At 60.2% G+C, this 2,241-nt stretch carries 1 protein-coding gene; it reads left to right on the top strand.

Going from position 1 to position 2,241, the window contains the following annotated elements:
- Positions 1-442 precede the first annotated feature (442 nt).
- The coding region (locus H585_RS21730) for a PKD domain-containing protein (RefSeq protein WP_034628437.1) at positions 443-2,241 on the top strand (1,799 nt) is incomplete at its 3' end.

The following is a 2,241-nucleotide window of genomic DNA, read 5'->3' as shown; positions in this document are numbered from 1 at the left end:
GCGCCTTCAACCCCTCGGCCGGTTACGACCCACTCGGCCTGGAATGGCTGCTGCTCCTGGTGCCTGCGGTCCTGGCCCGGCTGCGCAGGCCAAGGCGCGCAAGCTGAGCCCAAGCAAAAGACTGAACGCAACGCGGCCCGGCAGACTCCTGCCGGGCCGCTCTTGTTTCATCCAATTGGCCTTGACGCTCGGTGCAGGCGGTCGCTGAATGGCTAATCACCCACTCTGCCCGTTGATCAGGAACAAGTCATTCAGCGCACGGCCTGGGAGACATGAACAGCTGCCACGCCGATGCGTTATACATTGCAACATATTGTAAATACAGCTTTACAGACTATTGCGTCATGAATAGGGTAGCGCGTTCTTTTGATCAAGCCAGATATCGGCGCAGACTATAGACCTGCGCCATCTTCACGCTGAACCGGTACCGCGGGGGAAAATCGTGCTGCGCTGCTTCATGTCCCTGCTTCTGCTTGTGCTCATGGTCTGCCCGTGCCCAGGCATGGCCGAAGAAACGTGGACGGTCTCGGACTTAGGCGATGAAAATAAGCCGAATACCCTGCGTTATATCATCAACATAGCCAATGAGGGTGTGCTTGATGTTGATGTTATCGATCTGACGCACCTGAGCGGGACCATCCTGCTCTGGAGTCCCCTGGTCATCAATATGCCGAGTCCAGGCACCATCAAGCGTAAGCTGACCATCATCGGACCTGGTGCGGACGTGCTGGCCATCGATGGCCGCAACCTCGTGCGCTGTTTCGAAGTCCTCGCAGGCGAGATAACCATTCGCGGGTTGACGGTGAGGAATGGCCGCGCTCCGACTGATCCCGCGCTCGGTTCTTTATACGGCGGCTGCATACGCTTCAGCGGTGACTATCTCACGCTGGAGGATTGCATTGTGGAGAACGGCACGGCTGCGGCTGGTGGCTGTATTATAGGTGGCTGGAATTTGACCTTGAGGCGCACCACAGTGCGTAACGGCGTGGCGGAAGGCCCCGCCAGCTATGGAGCCTATGGAGGCTGTGGAGGAGGCATCTTCGGCTTTGGCCTGATGGAAGATTGCACAGTGATTGGATGCCGAGCCAATGTATATGGTGGCGGGATTTTTCGTGGTACGGCAAATACTACTGCCAGCATCATACGAAGCACGATTGTTGATTGTCATGTCCCGCCAGGTGACACTGGAGGTGGAGGTATAGCTAAAATTGATGAAGGCGGTTTGCAGATACGTGACAGCCTCATCCGCGGGTGCTCGGCTGGCAGGTATGGCGGCGGGATTTACTTCAAAGGCACCCCACCGACTTCATATGGAACACCAACCGCACACTTAGAACTCATCAACTGCACGCTGACCGATAACAGCGCCGGGACTGAAGGCGAAAGCGGCTTTTCCAATGCAGGCGCCATATATGCACATGGAAGGACCTATGCGGACTTCTGCACGATTACCGGAAACAGCGCCGCGGACAAAGTCGGCGGCATCGTCTTCAGCGAAGGGCCGATCTTCTTCAAGAACTCCATCCTGTCCGGCAACACGGCCGCGGATGCCCCCTATGATTATGACGACAGCGGCGCTGTCATGGAAATCTTCGGGGGCAACGTTGCCCCCCACGCCGGGGGTAGCACGCCCTCGGATCCCAGGTTGCGGGCGGTGCTGGAGGACGAGGCTACCGTGGGCTACCTGCCCGCGCACGACAGCCAAGCCCTGGACGGCGCCATGGATTGCTCCGGGTTTGTAAGCACTACGATCACGACGGACGCCCGCGGCAAGGACCGGCCCCAGGGTGGAGGGTGCGACGCGGGAGCCTTCGAGTTCCAGCTGCCGGTCGCGGACGCCGGCGCTGACCGGTCCGTGCACAGGTGGGACGACGTGCTTCTGGACGGAGCCACCTCCACGCCGGGAGAGGATGGAGCGATCACCTCCTGGCAATGGACCCAGACAGGCGGCTCACCCAGCGTCACGCTCAATGGAGCGGACACCGAACTTGCCGTGTTCGAGGCCCCCGAAGTTTCCCTGAATGAGATCCTGACCTTCAGGCTCACCGTGACCACTACCCACGGCTACACGGCCGAGGACACCGTGGCTGTGACCGTGATCAGCACGCCGAAACCGCCCGTGGCCAACGCCGGCCCTGACCAGAACGTTGCCGCCGGCGCAAGCGTGACCCTTGACGGCAGCGCAAGCTCCGACCCCAACGGCGACAGCCTGACCTACTCCTGGACCCAGACCGGCGGCAC

It is taken from the genome of Desulfocurvibacter africanus subsp. africanus DSM 2603, from assembly GCF_000422545.1.
Taxonomy (GTDB): Bacteria; Desulfobacterota; Desulfovibrionia; order Desulfovibrionales; family Desulfovibrionaceae; genus Desulfocurvibacter; species Desulfocurvibacter africanus.
The sequence above is the reverse complement of the archived record's forward strand: the minus strand, read 5'-3'. Positions and strand labels throughout refer to the sequence as shown.